The sequence below is a fragment of the Planomonospora sp. ID82291 genome (assembly GCF_015711645.1).
In the GTDB taxonomy this organism is placed as follows: domain Bacteria; phylum Actinomycetota; class Actinomycetes; order Streptosporangiales; family Streptosporangiaceae; genus Planomonospora.
In genome coordinates this window covers 580336-603265 of the sequence record NZ_JABTEX010000004.1, presented here as the reverse complement: position 1 = coordinate 603265, position 22930 = coordinate 580336, and the positions used below count along the sequence as shown (strand labels likewise).

17 protein-coding genes are annotated in these 22930 nt (G+C 72.3%); 16 read left to right on the top strand and 1 reads right to left on the bottom strand.

Going from position 1 to position 22930, the window contains the following annotated elements; all coding sequences use genetic code 11:
* The first annotated feature begins 2 nt into the window (after positions 1–2).
* From HS045_RS27130 to HS045_RS27090, 9 genes are all read left to right on the top strand, one after another.
* Positions 3–971 carry an ABC transporter permease gene (locus tag HS045_RS27130; protein ID WP_196454301.1) on the top strand — a complete coding sequence of 323 codons (969 nt, stop codon included), beginning with the start codon at positions 3–5 and terminating at the stop codon, positions 969–971.
* Positions 968–1837, top strand: a complete 870-nt coding sequence (locus tag HS045_RS27125; protein ID WP_196454300.1) for an ABC transporter permease — start codon at positions 968–970, stop codon at positions 1835–1837. The genes HS045_RS27130 and HS045_RS27125 overlap by 4 nt, the downstream gene beginning before the upstream one ends.
* Positions 1838–1844: 7 nt before the next feature.
* Positions 1845–2648 carry an ATP-binding cassette domain-containing protein gene (locus tag HS045_RS27120; RefSeq protein ID WP_196454299.1) on the top strand — a complete coding sequence of 268 codons (804 nt, stop codon included), beginning with the start codon at positions 1845–1847 and terminating at the stop codon, positions 2646–2648.
* Positions 2636–3241, top strand: coding sequence for an ABC transporter ATP-binding protein (locus HS045_RS27115; RefSeq protein ID WP_196454298.1), 606 nt, complete (start codon positions 2636–2638; stop codon positions 3239–3241). The genes HS045_RS27120 and HS045_RS27115 overlap by 13 nt, the downstream gene beginning before the upstream one ends.
* Positions 3242–3445: 204 nt before the next feature.
* Positions 3446–3796: a helix-turn-helix transcriptional regulator gene (locus tag HS045_RS27110; RefSeq protein WP_196454297.1), complete on the top strand. Its 351-nt coding sequence runs from the start codon at positions 3446–3448 to the stop codon at positions 3794–3796.
* A 10-nt stretch (positions 3797–3806) separates the two neighbouring features.
* Positions 3807–4388, top strand: coding sequence for a GNAT family N-acetyltransferase (locus HS045_RS27105; RefSeq protein WP_230884840.1), 582 nt, complete (start codon positions 3807–3809; stop codon positions 4386–4388).
* 334 nt (positions 4389–4722) lie between these two features.
* Positions 4723–11088: a hypothetical protein gene (locus tag HS045_RS27100; protein WP_196454296.1), complete on the top strand. Its 6366-nt coding sequence runs from the start codon at positions 4723–4725 to the stop codon at positions 11086–11088.
* The gene (locus tag HS045_RS27095) at positions 11085–13133 is read left to right on the top strand and encodes an MBL fold metallo-hydrolase (protein ID WP_196454295.1); all 2049 of its coding nucleotides are present in this window, start codon (positions 11085–11087) and stop codon (positions 13131–13133) included. Before HS045_RS27100 ends, HS045_RS27095 begins: the two co-directional genes overlap by 4 nt.
* A 133-nt stretch (positions 13134–13266) precedes the next feature.
* On the top strand, positions 13267–14514 hold the full coding sequence (locus HS045_RS27090; RefSeq protein WP_196454294.1) for an MFS transporter: 1248 nt from the start codon (positions 13267–13269) through the stop codon (positions 14512–14514).
* Positions 14515–14625: 111 nt separating this feature from the next.
* Here HS045_RS27090 and HS045_RS27085 read toward each other — a convergent pair whose 3' ends face one another.
* The gene (locus HS045_RS27085) at positions 14626–15339 is read right to left on the bottom strand and encodes a LysR family substrate-binding domain-containing protein (RefSeq protein ID WP_307827742.1); all 714 of its coding nucleotides are present in this window, start codon (positions 15337–15339) and stop codon (positions 14626–14628) included.
* 54 nt (positions 15340–15393) lie between these two features.
* Between HS045_RS27085 and HS045_RS27080 the strand changes: the two genes are divergently transcribed.
* The 7 genes from HS045_RS27080 to HS045_RS27050 all read left to right on the top strand — a co-directional run bounded on the left by HS045_RS27080 (position 15394) and on the right by HS045_RS27050 (position 22925).
* Positions 15394–15768: a DUF5997 family protein gene (locus HS045_RS27080; protein ID WP_196454293.1), complete on the top strand. Its 375-nt coding sequence runs from the start codon at positions 15394–15396 to the stop codon at positions 15766–15768.
* Positions 15769–16056: 288 nt separating this feature from the next.
* Complete coding sequence (locus HS045_RS27075; RefSeq protein WP_196454292.1) at positions 16057–17472, top strand: amidase; 1416 nt, start codon at positions 16057–16059, stop codon at positions 17470–17472.
* Positions 17473–17685: 213 nt separating this feature from the next.
* Positions 17686–19332, top strand: coding sequence for an ABC transporter substrate-binding protein (locus HS045_RS27070; protein WP_196454291.1), 1647 nt, complete (start codon positions 17686–17688; stop codon positions 19330–19332).
* Positions 19329–20291 (top strand): ABC transporter permease, encoded by a 963-nt coding sequence (locus HS045_RS27065; RefSeq protein ID WP_196454290.1) that lies wholly within the window; start codon positions 19329–19331, stop codon positions 20289–20291. The genes HS045_RS27070 and HS045_RS27065 overlap by 4 nt, the downstream gene beginning before the upstream one ends.
* Positions 20291–21148 carry an ABC transporter permease gene (locus HS045_RS27060; RefSeq protein ID WP_196454289.1) on the top strand — a complete coding sequence of 286 codons (858 nt, stop codon included), beginning with the start codon at positions 20291–20293 and terminating at the stop codon, positions 21146–21148. Before HS045_RS27065 ends, HS045_RS27060 begins: the two co-directional genes overlap by 1 nt.
* Positions 21145–22137 carry an ABC transporter ATP-binding protein gene (locus tag HS045_RS27055; protein ID WP_196454288.1) on the top strand — a complete coding sequence of 331 codons (993 nt, stop codon included), beginning with the start codon at positions 21145–21147 and terminating at the stop codon, positions 22135–22137. The genes HS045_RS27060 and HS045_RS27055 overlap by 4 nt, the downstream gene beginning before the upstream one ends.
* The gene (locus tag HS045_RS27050; protein ID WP_196454287.1) at positions 22134–22925 is read left to right on the top strand and encodes an ABC transporter ATP-binding protein; all 792 of its coding nucleotides are present in this window, start codon (positions 22134–22136) and stop codon (positions 22923–22925) included. The genes HS045_RS27055 and HS045_RS27050 overlap by 4 nt, the downstream gene beginning before the upstream one ends.
* Positions 22926–22930: the final 5 nt, after the last annotated feature.

The following is a 22930-nucleotide window of genomic DNA, read 5'->3' as shown; positions in this document are numbered from 1 at the left end:
TCATGCCGAGGCTGGTGCTGCTGCGGCTCCTGCGTCTGGCGACCCTGCTGATCGGGGTGTCGGTGCTCGCCTTCGTCCTCGTCCGCAACTCGCCGATCGACCCGGTCCAGGCGTACATCGGCGCCGACGTGAACATCACCGACGAGCAGCTGGCGAGGCTCCGCGAGCAGTGGGGCCTGGATCGCTCACCGGTCGAGCAGTACCTCGCCTGGGCCGGAACCCTGGTTCAGGGCGACTTCGGGACCTCGACGCTCTACAAGGCTCCCGTGCTCGACGTGATGGGCGCCCGCTTCGGCGCGTCGCTCGCACTGATGGGCGTCGCCTGGACGATGTCGGGGGTGCTCGGATACCTGCTCGGGGTGGCCGCGGCGATGCACCGCGGACGGCTCGCGGACCGGGTCGTCTCGTGGTACAGCTACACCCTGTCCGCGACGCCCACCTTCTGGCTCGGCATCGTCTTCCTCGTCGTGTTCTCCGTGTGGCTCGGCTGGTTCCCCGTGGGGCTGGCCGGACCGCAGGGCGTCCCGGCGACGGACGTCACGTTCGCCCAGCGGCTCCACCATTTCGTGCTGCCGGCGCTCACCCTGTCCGCGGTCGGCGTCGCGAACATCGCCATGCACACCCGCGAGAAGATGACGGACGTCTTGAACAGCGACTACGTGGCATTCGCCCGTGCACGGGGCGAGACCACCGCGCAGATCTTCAGAAATCACGGGTTCCGGAACTCCGTGGTTCCGGCGACGACCCTTCAGTTCGCCTACTTCGCGGAGCTGTTCGGAGGGTCGGTGCTCGCCGAGACGGTGTTCTCCTACCCCGGTCTCGGCTCCACCCTGACCGAGGCCGCGCTCGGCGGCGACGTCCCGCTGCTGCTGGGCATCGTGCTGGTCAGCGCGCTGTTCGTCTTCACCGGGAACCTGATCGCGGACGTCGTCAACGCCGCGACCGACCCGCGGATCCGGAGGAGGGCATGAACGCGCCGCCCGATCCCCGCCTCCACTCCCGCTCTCGCCCCCGCCCGCGCCTGCGCGCACGCCGGGACGTCGTCGTCTCGCTCTCCGTCGTGGTGCTCCTGGTCGTCTGCGTCATCGCAGGCCATCTCCTCCTCGACGACGCCGCGTTGCGGCCGAACTCCGCGCCGCGGTCGTCTCCGCCGGGCGTGGAGCACCCCTTCGGGACCGATCACCTCGGCCAGGACCTCTTCACGAGAGTGGTGAAGGGACTCGCGCTCTCCCTGGGGATCGGCGTGCTCACGGCGGCGATCAGCACGGCGGTCTCCGCGGTGCTCGGCATCTGCGCCGCGCTCCTCGGCAGGCGGGTCGACGGCGTCGTCTCCTGGCTCATCGACCTGTCCATCGGCATCCCGCACCTGATCTTCATGATCCTGCTCGCCTTCACCGTCGGCGGTGGGGTGCCGGGCATCGTCCTGGGCATCGCGCTGACCCATTGGATGTCGCTCGCGCTGCTGGTCAGGGCCGATGTGAAGCAGATCCGCGGCGCGGAGTTCATCCTCGTCTCCCGCGGTCTCGGCAGGTCACCGCTCTTCATCGCCCGCCGGCACGTCCTGCCGCTCGTCCTGCCCCAACTCCTGGTCGGATTCGTCCTCATGTTCCCGCACGTGATCCTGCACGAGGCCGCACTCACCTTCCTCGGGTTCGGCTTCTCACCGCAGACGCCGGCGATCGGCATCCTCCTGTCGGAGGGGATGCCGCACATCTCCAGCGGCATGTGGTGGCTCGCGGTGTTCCCCGGCCTCGCGCTCCTGCTGCTCGTGCTCGGCTTCGCGCGGCTCGGCGACCGGGTGCGCACGGTGCTCGACCCCGCGACGTCGAACGGGTGAGGGCCGGATGAGCGAACCGATCCTGACGGTCTCCGAGCTCGGCGTCGGTTTCGTCCAGTACGCGGGAGGACTGCGCACGCGGACGGTCACCGGCATCGCCGGCCTGGACCTCGAGGTCCGCGAGGGGGAGGTCCTGGCGGTCATCGGCGCGAGCGGGTCCGGCAAGACCCTGCTCGCGCAGGCGATCCTCGGCATCCTGCCGCGCAACGCGGACGTCACCGGCGAGATCCGCTTCCGGGGCGAGCGGCTGACCGCCGCCAGGCGCCGGCGGACGCTCGGCCGGGAGATCTCCTACATCCCGCAGTCGGTGACGAACCTCGATCCGCTGATGCCCGTCGGCAGGCAGGTGCGGATCGGCCTCGATCCGAGGACGGCGCGGCAGGAGCAACGCCGGTTGTTCGCCCGCTACGACCTGGCGGACGAGGTGGCGGGGCTCTACCCGTTCGAGCTGTCCGGGGGGATGCTCAGACGGGTGCTGTTCGCCACGAGCGTCCGGGACACCGTACGGCTGATCATCGCCGACGAGCCGACCCCGGGCCTGCACGCCGAGGCCGTCGCAGAGGTGCTCCGGCACCTGCGCGAGCTCGCCGCGGAGGGGGTCGCCGTGCTGCTCATCACCCACGACATCCTCTCGGCGGCGGCCGTGGCCGAGCGGGTGGCGGTGATGAACGGCGGGCGCCTCGTCACCGTCGAGTCCGCCTCCGCCTTCACCGGGGACGGCGACGGGCTCGGCCATCCCTTCGCGCGCGATCTGTGGCGCGCGCTGCCGCAGAACCGATTCTCCGCCGGAGGTGTGGAGTGGCACTGGTAGTCAGCGGGCTCGGTTACGGCCATCCCGGCGGGAGGACGCTGTACCGCGACGCCTCCTTCCGGGTGGAGGCCGGTAGCGTCGTGGGCGTCACCGGACCGAGCGGCAGCGGCAAGTCGACGCTCGGCGCCCTCCTGGCGGGCGACCTCCGGGCGCGGTCCGGTGAGATCACGGTCGACGGCGCCCCGCTGCCCCGGCGCGGGTTCCGACCGGTGCAGCTGATCCACCAGCATCCCGAACGGGCGGTCAACCACAAGTGGCGGATGCGCTCGGTGCTCCGGGAATCCCACGCGGTGCCCCGCAGGACGCTCGATCTGCTCGGCATCAGGAGCGAGTGGCTCGACCGCTGGCCGGCCGAACTCTCCGGAGGCGAACTGCAGCGCTTCTGCATCGCCCGCGCGCTGCATCCCGCCACCCGGTATCTCGTCGCCGACGAGATGACCGCCATGTTCGACGCGATCACGCAGGCGCAGATCTGGCACGCGCTCAGCGGGATCGTCCGCGAACGCGGCCTCGGCATGGTCGTCATCAGTCACGAGCCGGCGCTGCTCGACCGGCTCTGCGACGAGCGGATCGCCGTCGAGCGTCTGCGCTGACCCGACGGGGTCCGGCGGGGTCCGGCGGGCCGCGCGGGATCCGGACCGCCCGGGATCCGGACCGCCCGGGATCCGGGCGCCCGGGATCCGGGCGACCGGGATCCGGGCGACCGGGATCCGGGCGACCGGAGAACGGCCGTCCGCCCGGTGACGGGGCGGGACGGCGTTGCGCCTCCATCATTCATCGAATATCGTCGATGAGCGATGAATGAGAACGCCGTCCCACTCGACCGCTCCTCCGCCGAGGAGTACGCGACCTGGTTCAAGGCGCTGGCCGACGCCACCCGGGTCCGGATCGTCTCCCTGCTGGCCCGCCGCCGGGCGCCGATGAGCGTCGGCGAGATCGTCACCTCGGTCGGGGTGGGCCAGTCGACCGTCTCCCACCACCTGAGGATCCTGGCCGAGGTGCGGTTCGTGCTGGTCGAGCGCCGCGGCACCAGCAGCCTGTACCGGATCAACGACGCCTGCGTCGGCCGCTTCCCCACCGCGGCCGACGTGGTGATGGGCGCTCCGGCCCCCACCGCCCCGGCCCCCGCCGCCCCCGCACACCGATGAGGACTCCCCCATGACCCACGACGCCGCCCCCCTCCGGGAATCCGCGATCACCGGACCGCCCCGGGGCCCCGGGCCGGCCGTACGGCCGATGCGCGACGGCGACGCCGAGCAGGTGCTGGCCGTCTACCAGGCCGGGCTGGACGGCGGGCAGGCCGGTTTCGAGACGGCCGTGCCGAGCTGGCCGGACTTCACCGCGGGCCGGCCCGCGCACCTGCGCTTCGTCGCGACCGGCACCGCGACCGGCACCACGACCGGCACCGCGACCGGCGAGGTGACCGGCTGGATCGCCGCCTCACCGGTGTCGTCGCGGTGCGTCTACGCCGGGGTGATCGAGCACAGCGTCTACGTCCATCCCGGCCACCGGGGCCGCGGCGTCGGCCGCGCGCTGCTGGCGGCCCTCATCGCCGCCGCCGAGGAGAACGGGATCTGGACGATCCAGTCCGGCGTCTTCCCGGAGAACACCCCCAGCCTGCGCCTGCACGAGGCGCTCGGCTTCCGGGTCGTGGGCGTGCGCGAGCGCATCGGCCGCCACCGCGGCGTCTGGCGGGACGTGCTGCTGCTGGAACGGCGCAGCAGGACCACCGGCGTCTGAGACGGACATCTCTCATGCATGGTCGCAGATAACCATGCATCCGTGAACCGTATTCACGTTGCATAGGTGGGTTTGTCGCGATAATATCGACGCACGTCGGGGCCCGAGGCGACGCCCTCGTCCCCCTCACCGCGAGGAGCCTCTCCTTTGCCGACCGGCGCCAGCCGATTCCGCCGCCATGTCCGACGCCGCGTGCCCGAAGACGGCCCGGCGGCGCCGCCGGAGAAGCGCGCCGTGCCCGGCCTTGCGAGAAAGACTCCCATCCTGCCGTCCGTCGACGATTTGTGATCTGCGGCCCCTACGGTCATGGGCCATACGAGGAAGGGCGAGGACCATGCGACGACGCTGTGACGAGAACGGCCCGCACGGACGACATCCGACCCCCCTGGGCGGAGTCGGCGGACTTCCCGCGTTCGCGCGCGTCGAGACGGTCATGGCCGACGTGGCGGCCAGGGTGACCTCTGACGACCTTCTCTCGATCCGCGCCTACCCCCCGGCGCTCCGCAAGAAGATACTGAGCCACGTCGGGCTGCGCGACATGCGGTCGATCACCAGATCGGCGACCACCAACCTCGCCCGCCTTCTCCACGGAAACGACAAGAAGCGGCGGGCTTCGCTCATCTGCACCTTGAGCAGGCCCTTCATCGGCGGTTTCGAGAACCACGACGAGCTCTCCGAGGACGAGTGCGCCAGGCTGCTGCGTCCCGACGCCGCCGCCGCGGTCCTCGCCGAGGCGCACGCCCTGGTCGAGATGCTGGCGAACACCAGAGCGCTCACCGAGAACATGATCGACCTCGTTCTCACCGACGCCTACCAGCACGACGTGCCGCTGTCAGGGATCGCGCTCGCCCTGCTCACCGGCTCCGCCGAGCGCATGGGTCCCGAAGCCGCGGAAGCGGTCCGCTCGGCCTGGCAGGAGCTCTGCGTCCTCCACCCGGAGCTTCCCGGAAGACCGATCCCACTGCCCGGGCTCAGAGACGCCGCCCTGCCCCTGCTCCCCGCCCGATCACTCCAGGAACCTCCCTTGAACGGATCAAACGGACCGGACGCGTCAGACATATCTGACGCATCGCACGTATCAGATGGAGCCGCGATCGGCACGTCCTGCGACGAGGAGGCGGCCCCGGCCGCCGACGGAGCCGCCGCGGACGGTCAGGAGTCCCCCGTCGAGGCGCTCCGCGCAGAGCTGGACCTCCTGCGCCGCGCGCTTCCGGCCGCGGCGGACGCCGCCGAACGGGTACGACGGGCGTTCGACGACGCCCGGCGCCCTCTCGACGAGGACGTCAACGTGATCCTGCGGAGCGTCGGGGACTTCGACGGCCTGCGGGACGCGATCGAGTCCGTGCACGGCCCCCTGCCACCCGACGCGACCGCCGAGGCGCTCGGGCACGCGCTCGATCACCTCGACGCCGCGCGCTCCCGGCGCAGGCGGATCCTCGCGATGGCGCACATCAGCGGTCCCCCCGGCCTTGAGGACCTGCTCCGGGAGGTCCGTGAGGCCGCCGTCTCCGAATCCCCCGTGCTGGGGATCCTCGCAGAGCTCATCAGCCTCGCCGACGACCCCGATGCCCTTGAGCAGACCGACGACCTGCAGGAACGCTTCCGCCAGGAGGCGCCCCCCGGCTGGCGGAAGCTGGGTGCGGCGGCGGTGCGGGGCTGGCTGACCGTTCCCGCCGACGCGCGCATCGTCCTGCCCGCCGTCCCCGCCCCGGAGGGCTCCGCAGAGGACGGTCGCCGCGGCGCCCCGGCCCCGTCGGACGGGCTCTCCCCCGAGGACTCCGCGGGCGGGGCCGACGGAGCCGAAGAGAACGGAGCCGAGGGCGACGGAGGCGGGGGCGACGGAGGCGGGGCCTCCTCTGCGGACGGCCCGCCGGCACCGTCCGCGCCGCTCGCCGAAGAGGCCCCGACCGGCTCGGCGGACCCGGACGAGCTGGCCTCCCTGGACGCCTTCATCGCCGGCGTCCCGGTGCAGCCGGCGCAACCGGGCCCGTCGTCCGCCCGCGTGCCCGGCCCGGAGCGGATCCCTCCGCCGGACGTGCGGGCGCCCCGGGCCGACGAGGCCGGTGGGGTGCTCCCCGCGGAGCCCGCCCGGAACTCCTCCGCGCCGCTCGCCGAGGAGTCCCCGGAGTCCCCGAGGTCGGCGGGGCCGACCGGCGGGACCGGCCTCGCCGGCGACACCGCCGAGGCCGAGGCGGTCTCGCTGCGCACCGGGCGGTTCGGGCTGACGGCCTGGCTGCGTGAGGCCGCGGGCAGGCCGCCGGCGGAGGTGAACGCGCGCCGGTGCGCCGCGATCTCCACCGCGATGAGCGAGTTCGCCGGCCGGCTGTCGGCCGCCTTCACCGAGTCCGCCGGGAGCGTGACGATGAAGGCCCTCGGCGACGACGCGCCCGGACAGCTGATCACCTGGGCGGCCGCGCTGCGCACGGGGCTGATCCACCCGACGCCGGAAGCGACCCGGCTCCTGGACGAGCTCTCGCCGGTGGTCTCGCCGTACCCCGGTCTGACGGCCTGCGGTGAGGCGTTCGGCAGGGCGGCGCGGGCCGGGGCCTACCTGGTGCCCGGCCTGTCGGGGCGGATGTACGACACCTCCCGCGCGGAGGGGAGCCGGGAGCAGGCCTCCGCCGCCGCGGCCAGGTTCCTGGAGGAGGGTCCGTCCCAGACGATCAAGTTCGCGCTGGCCACAGAGGTCTGGAAGTCCCTGCTCCAGGACGATTCGACCGGCCTGGGCAAACTGCTGTCCGTCGTCGCCCATGACGACGACTCCCGCGTGGACGAGATCGGCCAGGAGCTCGACGCGCTGCGGACCGGCGACGCGATCGAGCGGATGGTCGACGCGGCGACCAAGGACCGGGCCTCCCGCAAACGCGGCAGCCGCATTCACTCCGGCGCCCGGGCCAAACTGATCGAGAAGATCGACAAAGCGCTGGACCTCGTGGCGAAATGGGTCGCGGCGATAGGCGAGGCGAAGTCCCTGCGACCGGACAGCTCAGGCGTCTCCTGGGTCTTCCGGCACCTGGACGAGCTCCGGACGACCGTGCACCGCCACCGGGCGCAGGTCGAAAGCGAGCTCGCCGGCCTGGAGGACTCGCCCGACGTCCTCGTGGCCGCGGCGGCGGCCGGCCTGTCCGCGCTGGTCCGCGACGCGCTGCGCCTGCTGGACGGCGGCCCGCTCCCCCAGTCGGAGCCCCCCATCGCGCACCTGCTCAACGGCGACCTGCTCCTGTCCCCCGCGATCGGGTTCGACGCCGACGCCGTCGCCCCGCTGACCGGCCCCGCGCCGGAAGACCTGCTCCCCCTCTGCACGGCGGGCGACCGCGACTGGCGGGCGGCCTTCGAGGCGCGTGCCGGACGGGGCGACCACCGCGGCACACGCGCCCTGCTGTCGGTCCTGGCCCACCACGACCAGACGCTCGCCGCCGAACTCCGCCAGCGCAGGGACAAGCTGGTCGACACGGCCCGGCGCGAACGCGACGACCGCGTCGAGGACGTCCAGGACCGGATCGCGGAGTGGCGCCGCGACGGCGTACTGCCGGAGATCGACGCCACCCGCTTCGCCGCCGCCCTCCAGGCGCTCGGCAGCGACGACCGGGACGACTTCGACGCCATCATGCACGCCCTGGACGGGCTGGAGCTGGAGGCGGCCCGGATCCGCGACCGTGAGATCGCCGCGGAACTCGGCTCCCTGGCCGCCCTGAGCGCGGAGAACACCGATGTCGCCGCCGTCCGCGAACGGATCAGGGCCTACATCGAGGACGGCGATCTGACCACGGCCCGCGAGTTCACGGTCCAGGCGAAGAACGGCAACCGGCTGCCCGAGATCTCGGACGCCGTCGACCACCTGGAGCGGTTCTTCCCGCACTTCCCGCAGGCCTTCGAGAGCATGTCCGCCCGGCTGCCGGGGAAGCAGAAGGGCCGCGAAGGCGCCGAATGGCTCCTGAAGCTCAAGGACGCGCTCGACGTCGGCAGCGAGGTCGCCGATCCCGACCTCGCCGACCTCCTGCGCCGGACCGGGCTGTCGGTCTCCGGCGTCCCCCGAGGACAGCGTGGAGTGGCGGGATACGGCCTGCGCGTCTGGCAGACCATGTCCCAGGGGCCGAAGGCCGCCGGCAACATCCGGACCGCCGTCGCGAGCGTGCTGCGGCTGATCGGCCTCGAAGGCGATCAGGGGGCCTCCCGGGGGGAGCGGGACCGCCTCTGGATCACGCTGGACCGGGTGCGGACGATCGGCGATCCGCTGCTGCCGGCCTTCGGGTCCCGGATGAGCCCGTCCGGTGACCGGCTCCAGCTGCTGCTGGTGTGGAAGCCGCCGGGGCCGCAGCAGGTCGTCGAATGGCTGAAGGACCAGCCGACGGACCAGACCGTCCTGGTCTTCTACTTCGGGGTGCTCACGACGGAGCAGCGCCGCCAGCTGGCCGCGGTGAGCCGCAGGCGTCCCACGCCGGTCGCGGCCTTCCTGGACGACGCCGCGATCAGCTACCTGGCCTGCCTGCCCGACGCGAACTGGACCGCGACGGTGGGTCTGCTGGCTCCGTTCACCGCCACGAACCCGTACGCGCCCACCGGCGACGTGCCGGAGGAGATGTTCTACGGGCGCCTGGACCAGCTGCAGGAGGTCACCAGCCGGACCGGGTCCTCGTTCGTGTACGGCGGGCGCCAGCTCGGCAAGTCCGCGCTGCTGCGCAAGGCCGAGCGCAACATCCGCAAGACCGACGGGACGCGGGTGGTCATCTCCGAGGTCATCCAGAACATCGGCAAGATCGAATCGGTCACCGCGCTGTGGCGGATGCTCGCCGACCGGCTCGCCCAGGCCGAGGTGCTGCCGAGCGCCCCGGTCCCTCCGGCCGATCCGGAGGAGATCTGCCGGAGGGTGAAGGAGTGGGCCGAGGGCGATCCGGCGCGGCAGTTGCTGATCCTGCTGGACGAGGCCGACGAGTTCCTCAACGCGGACGCGAGGGACGCCTCCTTCGGCAACGTCATCGCGCTGCGCAACCTCATGAACGACACGGAGCGGCGGGTGAAGGTCGTCTTCGCGGGCCTGCACCAGACCGCCCGGTTCGAGAGCCTGTCCAACCAGCCCCTCGCCCACCTGGGCACGCCCATCGCGGTCGGCCCGCTCGACCCGCAGGACGCCTACAGCCTGCTGACCAAACCGCTGGAGGCGCTGGGGTTCCGCTTCTCCCCGCGGCTGGGGGCGCGTGTCATCGCCGAGGCGAACAACGCCCCCGCCCTCATCCAGTTGTTCGCCGACGCCCTGCTGACCCGGTTGCGCCGGATCTCGGCGACGCACGCGGCCCTGCCGTACGAGATCACGCGGGAGGACGTGGACGCGGTCTGGCGGGACAACAAGCTGGCCCGGGGGTTCCGCGACCGCTTCGAATGGACCCTGAACCTGGACAAGCGATACAAGGTCATCGCCTACACCGTGGCGTTCCACGCACTCGACGAAGGCGCCGCCGGCGAACTGACCGCGAACCAGCTGCGGGCCGAATGCCTGGAGTGGTGGCCGCACGGGTTCAGGGACTCCACCAGCGACGGGTTCCGGGGACTGCTGGAGGAGTGCGTCAACCTCGGCGTGCTCGCCGCCGACGGCGAACGCTACCGGCTGCGCACCCCGCACATCCTCAACCTGCTCGGCGGGGCCGACGAGGTCGAGGCCGTGCTCGGGCAGGCCGAGACGTTCGAGCGGCCCGAGGAGTTCGACGCGCAGTCCTACCGCGACGCCTACAAGGAGCACGGCGAACGCTCCCCCCTGACCGGCAGCCAGGTGGCCCGGCTGCTCGGCCACCGCAACGCGCTGCACCTGATCGCCGGTTCCCCGGCGCTGCAGATCGACCGGGTGGCCGCCGCGCTGGAGGAGGCCGCGTCACGGCACAAGCAGGCACGGACGCTGCGGGTCGGGGCGGACGGTCTCACCCTGGAAGGGGCGCTGCAACGCGCCCCGCAGAGTTCCGGACACGACATCGTGATCGTCGACCTCACCGGCCAGCCGCCGAGGAAGGCGGCCGCCCTCGCCCGGGCCGCGGCCGGGGCGGTCTCCACCCCGGTCAGGGGAGCCAGGGGCACGCGCTCCGTCGTCCTGGTCGCGCCGCCCGAGCACGCCGCGGAATGGCTCTCGGCCGGCCGTGGGACCGCGGGGGGAGACGGCGGCCCCGGCGACCTGACCGGCGTCGCCGAACTGATCGAGCTGCAGCGCTTCAACCAGGCCGCCGTCCGGCAGTGGATGCACGAGGTCGGCCTCGGTTTCCAGGACAGGTCGAGCCAGGACGCGCTGCTGCGCGCCACCGGGGGCTGGCCGCTGCTGATCAGCAAGGTGGTCCACGTGCTCTCCGGCGCCGACGCCGACCGCGAACACGCCCTGGAGTGCTGCCGGACGTACCTGAAGGAGGCCCCGGAGGAGTTCGTCCGATCGACCGGGGTGCTCTCCGGCCCCGCGCTCAGCGCCGCATGGCGCACGCTGGTGGAGCTTCCCGACCTCTCCGAGAGCCCGGAGACGCTCGCCGAGCTCATCGCCTCGGTCGGAGCCGACGGTGCGGCGCATCCCCTGTCGGAGGCGAACCTCCGGCAGGAGGGCTACGTCTCCGCCGCCGATCTGGTCGACGTGCTCCGGATCCTCGGCGCGCTGGTCCCCCAGGGCGACGGGACGCTGCGGCTGGAACCCGTCGTGCTGAAGGCGACCCAGCGGATGGGGACCCCCCGGTGACGGATCCCCTCCTGCCGATCCTCCGCGCGGCCGCGGAGGTGATGCTGTCCCGGCCGGGGCTGGCCGGGCAGGGACACGACGTGGAGCGGTTCGTCGTCGAACGGCGCCGGGTGATCGTCGACGCGCTGCTCCAGGTGCCCGCCCTCCGCTCCAGGATCCGGCGGGAGCTGCGGATCCGCCGGGACCGGACGGAGCTGCAGGCCCTCGCCACGCTGGTCCTGTCCCCGGACGACGACACCGTCCGGGCGGGCCTCCGGCTGGCGGAGCGGCTGGGCAGGGAAGCGGAGGCCCGCCGTACCCTGCACAAACGCCGGCAGGAGAAGCTCGACGAGCTGCGCGACCGGCTGGAGACGGCCAGAGGACGGTACGAGCACGCCGACGGAGCGCTCCAGAGCGCCAGGGGCGCGCTCGCCGACGCGGAGAAACGGGCGGAGGAGCTGGACACGCAGGTGGCCGCCCTGCAGCGGCGGCTGCACGATCCCCACAGCCTGGCGTCCGGTCTGCTCGCGGTTCTGCAGCAGTCGCCCGACACCGTCGACGGAGGCCCCGAGACCCGGGACCCGCGCAACGTCCGGACCGGACCCCGGGAAAGGCCCGCACCCCCGATCGTGCTCGCGGCCCGGGCCGCCGGGATCACGCCGGAGGCCCTCGCCGCGGCGCTTCAGGCGATCATCACGCCTCCGGGGCCTGCGGCGGAGTCCCCCCGGGCGGCCGTCACCGGAGAACGGCGCCTCCGCGTCCATCCCCTGGGAGGAGGCGGGGAGATCGGCGGCTCCTGCGTGCTCGTCGAAGCGGCGGGGACCCGCCTGCTGGTCGACGCCGGGCTACGGCCCGGTGAGACGGCCCTCCCCCCGCGTGACATCGCCCGGGCCCTGGCCGGGCCGGTGCACGCCGTCGTGGTCACGCACGCCCACACCGACCACTGCGGTTACGTTCCCGCCCTGGTCGAACGCCTCCCGGATCTGCGGATCGTCTCCACTCCGGAGACGGCCCAGCTGATGCCGCGGATGTGGGCGGACTCCGCGAAGCTCATGGGCGAGCGCGAGCGGCTCCACCGCCGGTGGGGCGGGGACGGCGAGGCGCTGTACCGGCGCGACGCGGTGGAGGCCGCCGCGCGACGCTGCGAGGAGGTCCCGTTCGGCGCCGTGCGCCGGATCGGCGACCTCACGGTGGAGCTGTTCCCGGCCGGGCACGTCCTCGGCGCCGCGGGAGTCGTCATCCGGGCCGGTGACCAGCGCGTCGTCATCACCGGCGACATCTCGGGCTTCCGCCAGGAGACCGTCGACGGCTACGCCGTCCCGGACTCGGCACGCGAGGCGGATCTCCTCGTCATGGAGTCCACCTGCTGCGCCGAGAACCACGACCCGCGGGAGACCCGGGTCAAGGACCTGATCCGGGCCGTCGCGGAGGTCTGCACGGCCGGCGGGCGCGTCCTCATCCCGGCCTTCGCGCTGGGTCGGGCGCAGGAGCTCGCCATGATCATGCGTAGGCACCTTCCGCACGTGCCGGTGCTGCTCGACGGGATGGCCGCCGACGTGACGTCGTCCTTCGAGCGCATCACGGCGGACCGGTCGGCTCCCCTGCGCATCCTCGGCGAGAACGTGGCCCGTGCCCGGCGCCCCGGTGATCTGGACCTGTTCACCTCCGGTGTCGTGATCACGACGTCGGGCATGCTCACCGGAGGACCCGCCGTCCAGTGGGCCGCCCGGATCCTGCCGGAGCCCCGCAGCGCGCTGTTCCTCTCCGGCTACCAGGACGAGGAGTCCGCCGGCGCCCGGCTGCTCAGGCTGGTCGAAGAGCGGGCCCCTCTGCTGTCCGTCGACGACCACGGCGTGCAGCGGGACATCCCGCTCAGGGCGCGGATCGAGATGATGCGGCTCTCGGCCCACGCCGACAGGCGGGGACTCCTCGACATCGCCGACGAAGTCGGCGCCCGCGAGGTCATGCTGGTCCACGGCCTCCCACACCGCCAGCGGGGCTTCGCCAAGGTCCTGGAGGTGCGGGGGCACCGTACGGCCGTGACGGGGCGGTGGGGCGGCGGCTGACCGGAGGATCCTCGGTCCTCGGCGGGCCGCACCGGGAACGGCGCCGGCCCGCCCGTCGCCGTCAGGGCCGCCGGGGGGTGACCGTATTCGCGTTGCCTCCGGCGGAGGGGGGCCGTAAGGTCCTGGAGCTGTGATGCGCAAGGTGATCGGGCGATTCGTACCCGAACGGCTGGGATCGTCGTTCCGGTGGCTGCTGGGATCGAGCTGGGCGACCAACCTCGGCGACGGTGTGGCGATGGCGGCGGCGCCGCTGCTCATCGCGTCGCTGACGCGCGACCCGTTCCTGATCTCGCTGGGCGCGCTGATCGGCTGGGCGCCGCCGCTGGCGTTCAGCCTCTACGCGGGGGTGCTGTCGGACCGGCTGGACCGGCGGCGGATCGTGCTGACGGCCAACGCCGTACGGCTGGCGATCCTGGCCGGGCTGATCACGATGATCGCCACCGGGACCGCGACGGTGGCCGGGGCGTTGATCGCACTGGCGCTGGTCGGGATCACCGAGGTGTTCGCCGACAACACCACCGCGACGCTCACCCCGATGCTGGTCGCCCGCGACGATCTCATGGTGGCGAACGCCCGGTTGCAGACCGGCTTCCTCACCCTCAACCAGCTCGCCGGGCCGCCGTTGGGCGCGCTGCTCTTCACCGCCGGCGCGACCTGGCCGTTCGCCGGGCAGTTCCTGCTCGTCACGGCGGGACTCGTCATGGTCTCCCGGATCTCGCTGCCGCCGCACGGGCGGGAGGACGGCGCCCGAGCCGCGGGCCTCCGGCAGGACCTCAGGGAAGGGCTCGGCTGGACGGTCCGGCACGCCGCCGTACGGACCCTGGCCCTCACCATCCTGATCTTCAACATCACGTTCGGCGCCGCCTGGTCGGTGCTGGTCCTCTACAGCCTGGAACGGCTCGGCCTCGGCCCGATCGGCTTCGGCCTGCTCACCACCGTCAGCGCGATCGGCGGACTCATCGGCACCACCCTCTACGGGACGATCACCCGCCGGTTCAGCCTCGGAGCGATCATGCGCGTCGGGCTGATCCTCGAGACGCTCACGCATCTCGGCCTCGCGCTCACCACCTCCCCGTGGGCGGCCTCGGCGATCTTCCTGGTGTTCGGCGCGCACTTGTCCATCTGGGGCACCACGGCGGTCACCGTCCGGCAGCGGGCCGTCCCGGCCGAGTTGCAGGGCCGGGCGGGCGGGGTGAACACCATCTGCATCTTCGGCGGCCTGGTCGCCGGTTCGCTCATCGGCGGGGCGCTGGCCGCCCGCTACGGCGTGACCGCCCCCTTCTGGTTCGCCTTCACCGGCTCCGCCGTCTTCGTGGCGGCGCTCTGGCGCCAGCTCATGCACATCACTCACGACGAACCCGAGGCCGCCCTGCAGGGGTGAGCCTCCGCGGGTCCGCCGGAGCCGGCCGTCCGGCGACGGGCCGCGCCGGAGGGACCGCCGGAGTCCACCGGAGGGACCGCCGGAAGGTCCGCCGCGGGCGGAGACGGCCCTTCAGCGGGGCCGGTGGCCCTTCCCGCCCCGGCCGGTTCGCGCGCCGCGGCGACCCGACCCGTCCGGAGCGGGTCGCCGCGGCTGCTTCCGCGCCTTCTCCGGGGCGGGCGCGGGGGTACGGCCCCGCGAGCTGTTCGCCGTGCGTCCGCGGACGATGCCGACGAAGTCCTCCACCAGCTCGGTCGTCGCCTCCGCAGGCCAGGCCAGCGCGACCTGCGACTGCGGCGTGTCCGCCACCGGCCGGCAGGTCAGATCCCTGCGGTGGTGCAGGCGCCCCAGCGACTGCGGGACCAGCAGCAGCCCGGCCCCCGCCGCCACCAGCTCGACCGCCTCCGCCGTCGTGTCCGGACGCGTGAAGGCCGGCAGCCCCGGCAGGGCCGTCCAGCCGAGGGTGTCGTCCCTCGGGTGGAGCACCTCGTCGTCGGCGAGATCGGCGAGGGTCACCTCGTCGGCGGCGGCCACCGGATGGTCCTTCGACACCACGACCACGGTGGTCTCGACGTAGAGGGGGATCACGCTGAGCCCCTCGCGGTCGACGGGCAGCCGTACGAACCCGGCGTCGGCGCCGCCTGCGCGCAGGAGCCCCACCGCCTCGGCGGCGGCGACGGGGACCAGGGTCAGCGGCACGTCGGGCACGCGCTCGGCCCAGACACCGGCCCACTTGGCGGGCGTCACCCCGGGCACGTACGCCAGCCGGAACTCCCTGTCGGTCACCTCCCCAGGGTACCGATGCCGGAGGAGGCGGATTCACGCCCTACCCTTGGCACCATGACCAAGCTCAAGACCGCCCAGACGATGAAGCCCGCGACCGCGGCCAAGAAGCTGGGTGTACTCCTGGAGGCCACTCCCGCCGAGTTCCAGGAGGGGGTCGTCTCCAGGGACGAGCTGGACGCGCTGCAGGCCGCTCCGCCGGCCTGGCTGGCCGATCTGCGGCGCAACGGGCCGCACCCCCGGCAGGTCGTCGCCGTGAAGCTGGGCGTCTCCAACTCCGGCCTGGCCAGGGGCGGCGTCACCGGGCCGCTCACCACCGCCGAGATCGACGCCATCAAGGCGGAGGAGCCCGAGTGGCTGAAGCGTGAGCGGTCGGTCCAGGCCGAGGTGCGCAAGGAGGCACAGCGCCTCAAGCAGCGCCAGGCATCCTGACCGACGGGGTCGCCGGGTCGGCGGATCGGACGCCGGCCCCCGTCGTCGAGGACGGCAGCGGGACGACGCCGGTCGGCTGAGGGACCGTGACACGATCCGCCGCCCAGGTAATCGCCTTCGCCGACGCCTGCTCACGCATGATCGCCGGCCGGGCGACCACGAACCCGGCCTCCACGAAACTCGGCGCGGTTCATCAGCCGGTCGCACTGGAACCATTATTTAAGTGTTGTGTTACACGACGGGCGTCATACATACTTCGGGGATCCATCTCGGCCCCAGGGAGACGGCATGTCGGATGACCTGTACTGGAAGAGCGCCGCGGAGCTCGGTGCGCTGTATCGCAGCGGCGAGGTGTCCCCTGTGGAGGTGGTCGACGCCGTCCTTGACCGGATGGACCGGGTGAATCCCGCCCTGAACGTCATGGTCACCGTCACCGCCGGGCAGGCGCGCGAGGACGCCAGGGAGGCCGAGCGGCGGTTGCGGGCGAAAGAGGAGCTGCCACCGCTGTTCGGGGTGCCGATGACGGTCAAGGACCTGACGGAGACGGCCGGGGTGCGGACCACCTACGGCTGTACGGCCTTCGCCGAGTACGTGCCGCAGGAGGACGCGATCGGATGGGCGCGGCTGAAGGAGCAGGGCGTGATCCTGCTCGGCAAGACCACGACCCCGGAGTTCGGGCTGCTCGGGGTCACCGAGAGCAAGCTCACGGGCTCGACCAGCACGCCGTGGCGGCCGGGCTACAACGCGGGCGGATCCAGTGGCGGCGCGGCCGCTGCGGTCGTCGCGGGGGTCGGCCCGGTCGCCTGGGGATCGGACGGCGGCGGGTCCATCCGCGTGCCGTCGTCGCTGTGCGGCGCGGTGGGGATCAAGCCGTCCATCGGCCGCGTCCCCACCGCCGACAACACCGACGGCGATTCCACCGACGGCCCCATCGCCCGCACCGTGCTCGACGCCGCGATGGTGCTGGAGGCCACCGCCGGCCACCATCCTTGCGACCGGTTCTCCGTGCCGCGTGACACCCGCAGCTATGTTCACGCCGCCCTCGCCCCGGGAGACCTGACAGGTGTGCGCATCGCCGCCTGTTACGACCTGGGGCAGAAGGTCCTCGACCCCGACGTGCGCAGGCTCTTCACGGAGGCGCTGGACGACATGCGCGCCGCAGGCGCCACCGTCGAGGAGGTCGGTGTCCGGCTGCCCGACACCGCGCTGTTCTTCGACCACTTCAACGGCTATGAGTACCTGGAGTTCGTGGAAGAGATGCAGGCCGGCGGCCTGGAGCCGTGGCCCATGATCCAGGAGGTGGGAGAGCGCGCCAGGAGCGTCACCGGACGGCAGGTCAACGCCGCCTTCCGGCGCGGCAGGACCGACATCTACAACGCCTTCGCCGAGGCGATGAGCGGCGCCGACGTCCTGGTCACCCCGACCACCCCCGTTCCGGCCTTCCCGCACGGCGGCGACTACGGCCCCGCCCGCCTCGTCGACGGGCGGCAGGCCCCGCCGCTGGGCCTGCTGATCCACGCGATGACCGAGCCGCCCAGCCACGCCGGGCTCCCCGCGATCAGCGTGCCCGGCGGCTTCGACGCCGACGGGCTGCCGATCGGCCTGCAGTTCATCGGCCGCCTGTGGGCCGATGCCGACGTGATCTCGGTGGCCGCCCGTTACCAGCGTGCGACCGACTGGCACACCCGCCATCCCGACCTCTGATCCCGTCCCCTTCCTGCGTCTCGCCCCTTGCGCGGCCCGCCGAGTCCTCTCGGCGGGCCGTCCGCCTCTGCGGGAACGGTCGGCTGGATTTCCATCCGGTCACATCCACCGGGATGCATTGCCCGTTTTATCGCGTTGGTTATATGTTCACCGTTACACAACCGACGTGGTGTGGGTCACATGCCGGGATGCGGTTTCAATGGAGGAGAAGGCATGAATCTCGCCCCCCTGACAGCGCGTGGGACGGCGGCGACCATTGCCGTGCTTCTCGCGGGCGGCACGCTCGCGGCGTGCAGCAGCGGCGACGGCACGGCGTCGCAGCCGCCGACCGGCGCATCCGAGCTGATCGCGGTGCTGCCGACCGCCACGGCCGACGTCGAAAAGATCACTTGGAACGTGAGCGGGGAGCCCGACACCCTCGACCCGCGCAACGCGGTGAACTACGGCTCCGGTCAGATCGTGCGCAACATGTGCGAGGGCCTGCTGACGATGGACGAGACGTTCGACATCGGCCCGAACCTGGCGACATATGAGCAGGTCTCCCCCACGCGGCTGAAGCTGACGGTCCGCGACGGCGTGACGTTCTGGGACGGCACACCCCTCACCGCCGCCGACGTCGTCTTCAGCCTGAAGCGGTCGGCCGCCGAGGACTCGGCGGTCGCCTTCGCCTTCGGCTTCGTCCAGAGCATCAAGGCCACCGGCGCCCAGGAGATCACGGTGACCTTCAGCCGGCCGGATTCGACGTTCGTCACCAGCCTGGCGACGCTGGCGGGCGTCGTGGTCCAGAAGGCGTGGGCGGAGCGGACCGGCGACGAGGTCGGTACGGCGAGCGGCGGCCTGATGTGCACCGGCCCCTACCGGTTCGCCTCCTGGCGCGCGGGCAGCGGGATCACGATCGAGCGCAACGACGCCTACTGGAACACCGGGCTGAAGCCCAAGGCCAAGCAGGTCGACTTCACCTTCGTGGCGGATGACACCGCACTGGCCCAGGCGCTGGAGGCGGGCGAGATCGACGGCTCGTACGAGGTGCCGGTCTCCACGTTCGCCAAGTTGTCCCGCTCCGCCACCGGCCGCCTGGTGTTCGGGCCGTCCACCCAGAGCACGTCGATCTCCGTCGCCCGCCCGGACGGCCCGCTGAAGGACCGGAAACTCCGCGACGCCTTCCAGCGGGCCGTGGACCGGGCGGCGATCGCCAAGGTCGTCTACCACGGCGCCGCCCAGCCCAACTACACCGAGCTGACGCCCGCGTCCTGGCCGAACGCCGAACGCGACATCTACCAGGCCGACTACGACACGTGGGCCGCCGCCCGGTCCTTCGACCTCGAGGCCGCCAAGCGGCTGGTCAAGCAGTCCTCCTACGACGGCCGCGCACTGGTGCTGGCGATCCAGGCCGGCGACCAGGCGGCCTCGCGCATCGCGCAGCTGTTCCAGCAGCAGGCCAAGGCGATCGGTGTCACCGTGACGATCCAGGCGATGCAACCGCTGGTGTTCGACCAGGCCGGTTATGACGCCACCAAGCGCAAGGGCATCGACCTGCTCTACGGCGCGAGCTTCAACTCCTCGCAGAACCCGCTGGAGCCTCTCGGTTTCGGCCTGCTGCCCGGCCAGCCCTACAACTACACGGACTTCGACGACCCGCAGGTCACCAAGCTGCTGAACGACGCCCGGTCCTCCTTCGACGCCAGAGAACGCGCGAAACTGATCGTCCAGGCCCAGGAGATCTACGAACCTGTCACGGGCACGATCCCACTGGTGTCGACCAACACCGCGACGTTCATCAACCACCGGCTGACCGGCGCGATCACCTCCTTCGCCTACTGGTCGACGCCGCAGATGGCCTTCATCGGTGCCGCCCGGTGAAGCGGGACCATACGCCGCGCGGTGCGGCGGCGCGCAAGATCGCCGCGACGGTCGCCGGGGCCGGCGCGACGGTCCTGACCGCGTCGTTCGTCATCTTCGCCGGGCTTGCGGCGGCCCCGGGCGATCCCGTCTCCCAGCTCCTGGGCGCCAAGGCCACCGACGAGGCCCGCGCGAACATGCGCCGGCGGCTCGGCCTGGACGACCCGCTGCTGGAGCGGTACCGGCACTGGCTGACCGAAGCGCTCCACGGCGACTTCGGCATCTCGCTGACCTCTCGCCAAGAGGTCACCGACCTCGTCGGGCCGCGCCTGGCCACCACGTTCCTGCTGGTCGGCATGGCAGCGCTGCTCGTGGTCGTGGTCGGGATCGGGCTCGGCGTGGTCGGCGGCCTGTCGCGGCGAGGCCGCGCCGTCGTGTCCGCCCTGGTGGGACTGGGGATCGCGGTGCCGGGCTTCGTGGCCGCCAACGCGCTCATCGGCGTCTTCGCGGTCGACCTCGGCTGGTTTCCCACCTACGGCAGTGGCCACGGCCTGTTGGACCGGGTGTGGCACCTGACCCTTCCCGCGGTCGCCCTGTCGATCGGCTACGGGGCATATGTGTCCCAGCTGACGGCGGCCGCGGTCGCGGAGGAGTCGGAGAAGGAGTACGTCATGACCGCGCGCGGCCGCGGTGTTCCCGCGGGCGTCGTGCTGCGTCATCACACCTTGCGCAACGCCGCCGTCCCGGTCCTGACGGCCTCGGGCCTGGCGGTGGCCGGGTTGGTCGCCGGAACGGTGGTGGTGGAGCAGATGTTCGCCGTCGACGGTGTCGGAGCCCTGCTCATCCGCAGCATCTCCAGCAAGGACCATCCGGTCGTCACCGCGGTCAGCCTCATCATCGTGGTCGCGTTCGTGGTGGTCACCACGCTCATCGACCTGCTCCAGGTCGCCCTGGACCCGCGAGAAAGGGCCACCTCCTGATGGCGGTCACCTTGGGAACCGCCGGGGAGCTCACCCGGCGCAGATTCGCGTCCCTGGGCCGGCCCGCCCTGATCGCCTCGACGCTGGTCGCCGGCGGTTTGACGCTGATCGCGGTCATCGGCCCGTGGATCGCGCCGTACGACCCCGACGCCACCGATGTGCTGGCCGCACACCAGGGACCCGGTGCCCGGCACCTGCTGGGCACCGACTCCCTCGGCCGCGACATCCTCTCCCGCGCCCTGGCCGGAGCCCGGCTCAGCTTCGCCGGCCCTGCCGTGATCATGCTGATCAGCACGATCCTCGGCACCGCGCTCGCGATCTTCAGTGCGTGGCATGGAGGCCGGGTCGACCGCATGGTCAACCGGTTGCTCAACGTCATGTTCTCCGTACCCGGCGTCCTGGTCGCGGTGCTGTCCTCGGCCGTGTTCGGCTCCGGGTTCTGGGCGCCGGTCCTGGCTCTCGGCGTGGTCTACCTGCCCTACATGGCGCGGGTCGTGCGCAGCGTCGCGGTGCGCGAGCGCCACCGCGGCTATGTGGAGAGCCTTCAGCTGGCGGGCATGTCGTCGTGGCGGATCTGCCTGCGGCATCTGGTGCCCAATGTCCTGCCGATCGTCACCGCTCAGGGCACCTACGGCTTCGGCTCCGCGCTGGCCGACTTCGCGGCGGTCTCCTTCCTCGGTCTGGGCATCCAGCCGCCGGCCGCCGAGTGGGGCGTCATGGTCTCCGAAGGGCGCTCGGAACTGCTGGACGGAGCCCTCCAGCAGAGCCTTTCGGCCGGAACCCTGATCGTCGTCACGGTCGTCGCGTTCAACGTCCTGGGAGCCCAGCTCTCGTCCCGATCCGGAGGCCGCCGATGACGCCCGCACCGCTGTTCCGCATACAGGATCTGCACGTCCGCCTCCGCCATCGGGGCGGCGAGCGGACCCTGGTGCGGGAGGTGTCGCTGAGCGTCCGGTCAGGTCAGTCGGTCGGCCTGGTCGGCGAGTCCGGCTCGGGCAAGTCGGTGTCGATCAAAGCCGCGATGCGGCTGCTGCCGCGCGGCACCCGCGCCGAGGGACGCATCGCGTTCGACGGCGGTGATGTCCTCACACTCGGCCGGCGCGAGCTGGCCCGCTACCGGTCCCGCGAAGTGGCACTGATCCACCAGGACCCCCGTGCGCACATCAACCCGACCCGCACCGTCGGCGCGTTCCTCACCGAAGGCGTCGTGCACACCGGCCAGATGAACCGGGCCGAGGCGACCGAACGGGCCTGCGCCCTGATGGCGGACGTCGGCATCACCGACGCCGCCCGGCGCCTCCACCAGTACCCGCACCAGCTGTCGGGCGGTCTGCTCCAGCGCGTCATGATCGTCGCGGCGCTGCTCCCCTCTCCGCGGCTGATCTTCGCCGACGAGCCCACGACGGCCCTGGACGTGACGGTCCAGTCCGACGTCATGGCGATCCTGCTGGAGCAGATCCGCGAGCGGCAGGTGTCGATGCTGTTCGTCACCCACGACCTGGATCTGGCGGCCGCCGTCACCGACCGTCTGGCGGTCATGTACGCCGGTTCGATCGTCGAGACCGGGCCCTCGGCGGAGATCTCCGCCCGACCTCTGCATCCCTACACCGCCGGTCTGCTGCAGTGCCGCCCGTCCACCGCGGAGGTCAAGCGGCTGACCGCCATCCCCGGACGACCCGTCGCGGCCCATGAGGCGGGTACGGGCTGCTCTTTTGCGCCCCGCTGCCCCTTCGCCGTCGAGCGGTGCCGCGCCGAGCGGCCGCACGACCGGTCCATCGAGGGACGCACGGTGGCCTGCCACCGCGTCGAGGAGATCGCGGACCGGCTGGAGGAGCGCGCCTCATGACCATCCCCGCTCACCGCGACCTCGTTCTGGACGTCCGGGGACTGCGCAAGACCTTCCACAGCCGCAACGGCGGCCCCCGCGAAGCCCTGCGCGGCATCGGCTTCTCCATCGAACGCGGCTCCTGCCTGGCCGTGGTCGGTGAGTCCGGCTCCGGCAAGACCACCGCGGCCCGGATCGTGGCGGGCCTGGAGAGCGCGACCTCCGGCACCGTCGTCGTCACCGACGGGCGGGCCGGCGGCAAGACCCGGCACGGCGTGCAGATGGTCTTCCAGGACCCCTACGGCTCACTCGACCCGCGCCAGGCCGTCGGAGCGGGCCTGCACGAACTGCTGAAGATCCACGGAATGCGCCGCAGAGCCGACCGCAGGACCCGGGTGAGCGAGCTGCTGGAGTCCGTCGGCCTGGACGACCGGCACGCCGGCCGGTATCCCGCCTCCCTGTCCGGCGGCCAGCGCCAGCGCGTCGCGATCGCCCGCGCCCTCGCGCTGAACCCGGCGCTGCTGATCCTGGACGAGGCCGTCTCCGCACTCGACGTCAGCGTCCAGGCCCAGGTCCTCAACCTGCTGGCCGACATCCGCGAGCGCACCCGCATCAGCTACCTGTTCGTATCTCACGACCTCGGCGTCGTCCGGCAGGTCAGCGACACTTGCATCGTCCTGCGCAACGGACGCCTCATCGAGAGCGGCCCCACCGCCGACGTCCTCGACGCCCCCCGGCAGGGTTACACCCGGGCTCTGGTGGACGCGGTCCCCCGGCCGGGCTGGCGGCCGCGGCGGCGCCCGGCCTGACCCCC